The sequence below is a fragment of the Nostoc sp. CCY 9925 genome (assembly GCF_963920935.1).
GTDB lineage: Bacteria > Cyanobacteriota > Cyanobacteriia > Cyanobacteriales > Nostocaceae > Nostoc.
In genome coordinates, this window is the sequence record NZ_CAWUDO010000222.1 from 1 (window position 1) to 4,160 (window position 4,160).

Genomic DNA, 4,160 nt, shown 5'->3' on the forward strand with positions numbered 1-4,160 from the left:
CTTTTGCAATTTTTTCTGATATGGCTACAAGCCTTAGATGGCAAGGGTTTTAGGGCGTAACCGACTTTGCAATGATTTACAAAAAACCTTTAGATTTCTTGGTTAATTTTCAGTTGAAGCCCGAAAACAGCTCCGACACGCCACACTGAGGGAGATTCAAAATTTAAATGCGTTCGCCCTAATTCTTATCCCAGAACAGCAGGCATCTCTTGGAGCAAATCGGTTTTGTTGTGTACAAATGTAATTTGCAATGTCCCTATTAGCTCTTTGTGTTTGAGCGCCGAGTTCTTAGCCTGAGTTGCTCCTGGCTCTATTGGCTCAAATGCAAACCTGTCTGTTGGAGAGATACAGCGAGTGTGTCCAAGTTGGCAGGGCAAACGCATCTAAATTACTCTTGATCACAACGGTTAATACCAATTCTTTATGAAGCTGCGCTAAATAAGGCTTCAAGGATAAAGTCGTAGGAAGTAAGAGAGGCAATCATCTCAGGTGTAATTTCTTTGAGGACATCAGTTAACTTGTGCTGTAGTTGTGTGACGGTTTTACAATTTTCCCATTGGAGTTTAGATTTGAGAAATTCCCAAAACAGCTCAATGGGGTTGAGTTCAGGAGAGTGAGGGGGTTGAAAAATCGGGATCATGTTATCTGGAAAATCCAGAGTTTTGGCTTTGTGAAAAGATCCTTGGTCAAACTGGATAACCGCGATATCATCACCAATGTCAGCAGACAGCAAATCCAAGAAGTTACGACCACTCCTTTCAAGGTTTTACTTTTATTTTACTCTGCCTAGAGTGATTGAAGAGGTTTACCAGCAACGCTTCCGAAAGCTGCAACTGCACTAACGACTCCCGCAGTGCCAGCTATCCAAGAAAGCTCACTCTTAACCCTCTTCTGTCACTCTCCGGGAGGGCGATCGCTAGAAGCCTCATGAGACAATCAATACAAGCTATACTATTAGAAAAAAATAGGCCTTGTATTTGTTATTAGAAAATAATCGTGCTATCGCTTGCTATACAAAAGCTCTAAGATTCAGAAATGGCAAATGTTTTCGGAAAGTGACAGAAGAGGGTTAAGGTGGGGGTTGGGATACCCCTAGGGGGAAGCAAGCTACGCGTAGCTTCTCGTAAAGAAACCTCTCGCAGAGAAGCCCTGTAAAGATTTAGCCTAATGGCGTGATGTGCTCCGGAACGAGCATGGGACTTTTTTCCACCTGTCACGGTTCACCGACCCGATTGTTTAGCTGATGTTTGTGGTAACGGTTTAGCAGTAGAGCGAGCCGGACGTTTGCTACGTTTGGGTCTATGTTTGCGTTCATCTGAAATTTGTTCAGGCTTGGTGTGGGAATTGCCTCCAAAGCCACTAACTACTTCAAAAGGCAATTGCTGTTCAATCAGTTTTTCGATATCTGCCAACAAATGGTATTCATCGCCACACACTAACGATACAGCTTTACCTGACGCACCAGCGCGACCAGTGCGACCAATGCGATGAACATAATCCTCTGGGACATGGGGCAAATCGTAATTCACCACATGGGGCAGCTCGCTGATGTCGAGACCTCGCGCTGCAATGTCGGTCGCTACCAATACCTGTAAACTGTCGTTCTTGAATTTTGCTAGAGCGTGGGTACGCGCCGACTGACTCTTATTGCCGTGGATAGCCAGTGCTTGAATACGCTCCTGGGTCAACTGCTTAACCAGACGGTCTGCACCATACTTTGTCCGAGTGAACACTAGCACTTGATACCAATTATTTTGCCGAATCAGATCAACAAGTAATTGGCACTTCCTGTTACGGTCTACTTTGTAGACTTTCTGTGTCACAGTGTCAGCGGTAACGTTGCGGCGTGCCACCTCGATCATCTCCGGGCGATCAAGCAGCCCGGTAGCTAGTGCCTTGATTTTGTCCGAGAAGGTAGCGAAAAATAGCAAGTTTTGTCTCTGTTTGGGTAGGAGCGAGAGAATGCGACGGATATCACGGATAAAACCCATGTCTAACATCCGATCTGCTTCATCTAGCACCAAAAACTCAATCTGTGAGAGTTTTACCGTCCCCTGTTGTACATGATCTAGCAGTCGCCCTGGGGTAGCGACCAGAATATCCACTCGACCCTTCAAACACCGTTTTTGCGGATTAATGCTGACCCCGCCGAACATCGCCATCGTGTTCAAATTCAAGTACTTGCCGTACTCACGCACACTTAACTCCACCTGTGCAGCTAGTTCACGAGTCGGGGTCAGAATCAGCGCCCGGATCGGCGAGCATTCATTAGATGTACTTTTAACACTCTTGTCAGACGACAACTTTTGCAGAAGTGGGAGGGTGAAGCTGGCAGTTTTTCCAGTCCCCGTTTGCGCCCCAGCTAACAAATCACGCCCTGACAAGACGGCAGGAATCGCCTGCATCTGGATTGGCGTGGGTTTGGTGTACCCAAGCTCGGTGACGGCGCGGATAATTTCATTGGACAAGCCGAGATGAGAAAAAGACATAGAACTCCGTAAATAACATCGGCCTGTCGCCACTGGCGGCATCAGTCTTAGGCAGACGAACAAAAGTTTGAAGGGCAGGATGGGCGGTGGCGCAAAGACTGAAAGCGAATGCCGCAGTTCTGCATTCTAACAGAGTTTAGTATATATAGTAATGCTTCTGAAAACCTACTAACTCTTCAAAGTTACAAATTTATGCTTCTGCATCCGCTCACAACTATATAAGTAGGTGGGCAATAGTCATCAGGGCATCAGCGATCGCTCTTAAGTATATCTAAACAGATGAGTTTCTGGTATTGAGTTAAACTGAAGCGATCGCCGCCTCATCAAATTACTGATTAATCATCTATTAACCTTTTGCTGGATGCGCCTAATTGGCTTCTGTGTCATCCTAGAAAAAGAGAATTAATTTGGTGAATATTTTTGTTGTTAGTATTGACAGGCTTTTCCCTTTTGGTATTTACAGACTTTTCTCCGAAATTTAAATCTCTAGACGCTGATAAATTTGGAGAAAATCGATGTCAATTTATGTAGGCAACCTCTCTTATGAAGTTACAGAAGATGATCTTAAGGGTGTTTTTGCTGAATATGGTACGGTAAACCGGGTTCAATTACCAAAAGACCGAGAAACAGGTCGTCTGCGGGGCTTCGCTTTCGTGGAAATGGGAACAGATGCAGAAGAAGCAGCTGCCATTGAAGGTCTTGATGGTGCTGAATGGATGGGTCGTGACCTGAAAGTTAACAAAGCTAAACCCAGAGAAGACAGAGGTTCTTCTGGTGGCGGACGGGGCGGATATGGTGGCGGTGGTGGACGTGGACGCTACTAAGATTGGAAACCGGAATTTGAGAGAGCAAATTTTTATGCCATTGATGAATTCAATTGAGTAGGAGAGATAAAGACCCAAATAGTAGTGGGTGAAAATGAACATCTTGAGTCAGGCTTACGCAGATTTAAGCGAGAAGTTTCACTCGTCGGGAATTTTTCCAGATATGAGGAAGCATCGTCACTTTGAAACGCCTATTGAAAAATCCAAGCGCAAAAAACTTGCCTTGCAGAAGCAGGGTAGAAGACGTTTCCGTACTTGAGAACTGACATAGATATAAACGAATGCCCTCATAAAAACTATGAGGGCTTTATTTATGGAAATAAGCACAAGTAATCAAAAAGTAAGAATTGAATTTTCTGAGCTAGCTGAAATTCAATGTAGATAAGGGTTTTGCTTGACTTGATCATTCACCTTTCTTACAAGGTCGTACCTGCAAAATTGCGATCGCCCCCACTTCGACCGAGCAAGGAAGTTAAACAGCATTATCTACCTAAACGCTTGTGGTGAGCCATCTATGGTATTGATCTCATAAGATTCCATACATATTTTTGACAAGTTTGGTGGGCAATTTCTAAATCACTGCCATTTTCAGGATTTTGAAAGATGGGATGATAATGTAACCTGTTGCAGCAAACTTGCAACCACTCTTCCCACCCACAGCACCACAAGCGCACTGTTCCATCAAAACTACCACTGGCAATCAGTTTCCCATCAGGGTTAAAAGCTGCGGAATTTACCCAATACTTATGCCCGCGCCAAGGTTGACCGATGGGGTTGCCGTCAATATCCCATAAGCGGACTGTAGAATCATTGCTGGCACTGATAATCCACTTGCCATCAGGACTAA

General features: G+C 44.7%; 5 protein-coding genes and 1 pseudogene. 2 read left to right on the forward strand and 4 right to left on the reverse strand.

Features of this window, described 5'->3' with window-relative positions:
* Window positions 1-185: 185 nt before the first annotated feature.
* From ACM0OY_RS39595 to ACM0OY_RS39605, 3 genes are all read right to left on the reverse strand, one after another.
* A complete protein-coding gene (locus tag ACM0OY_RS39595; protein WP_414574172.1) occupies window positions 186-383 on the reverse strand; it encodes a hypothetical protein in 198 nt (65 codons plus the stop codon).
* 38 nt (window positions 384-421) lie between these two features.
* Window positions 422-739, reverse strand: a complete 318-nt coding sequence (locus ACM0OY_RS39600) for a transposase (protein WP_414574173.1) — start codon at window positions 737-739, stop codon at window positions 422-424.
* A 481-nt stretch (window positions 740-1,220) separates the two neighbouring features.
* Window positions 1,221-2,489, reverse strand: a complete 1,269-nt coding sequence (locus tag ACM0OY_RS39605; protein ID WP_414574176.1) for a DEAD/DEAH box helicase — start codon at window positions 2,487-2,489, stop codon at window positions 1,221-1,223.
* Between the two features lie 515 nt (window positions 2,490-3,004).
* On the opposite strand from ACM0OY_RS39605, the gene ACM0OY_RS39610 reads away from it, so the two are divergent.
* Window positions 3,005-3,313 (forward strand): RNA recognition motif domain-containing protein, encoded by a 309-nt coding sequence (locus ACM0OY_RS39610; RefSeq protein WP_414574174.1) that lies wholly within the window; start codon window positions 3,005-3,007, stop codon window positions 3,311-3,313.
* A gap of 66 nt (window positions 3,314-3,379) precedes the next feature.
* A pseudogene (gene rpsU, locus ACM0OY_RS39615) lies at window positions 3,380-3,572 on the forward strand (30S ribosomal protein S21).
* Window positions 3,573-3,825: 253 nt separating this feature from the next.
* On the opposite strand, the gene ACM0OY_RS39620 reads toward rpsU, so the two are convergent.
* Window positions 3,826-4,160: WD40 repeat domain-containing protein (locus ACM0OY_RS39620; RefSeq protein ID WP_414574175.1), on the reverse strand; the 335-nt coding region annotated here is incomplete at its 5' end.

Bases quoted from the DNA above. Each gene is read 5' to 3' on its own strand.
- ACM0OY_RS39595 (WP_414574172.1), bottom strand. From the start codon at position 383: ATGCGTTTGCCCTGCCAACTTGGACACACTCGCTGTATCTCTCCAACA.
- ACM0OY_RS39605 (WP_414574176.1), bottom strand. From the start codon at position 2,489: ATGTCTTTTTCTCATCTCGGCTTGTCCAATGAAATTATCCGCGCCGTC.
- ACM0OY_RS39610 (WP_414574174.1), top strand. From the start codon at position 3,005: ATGTCAATTTATGTAGGCAACCTCTCTTATGAAGTTACAGAAGATGAT.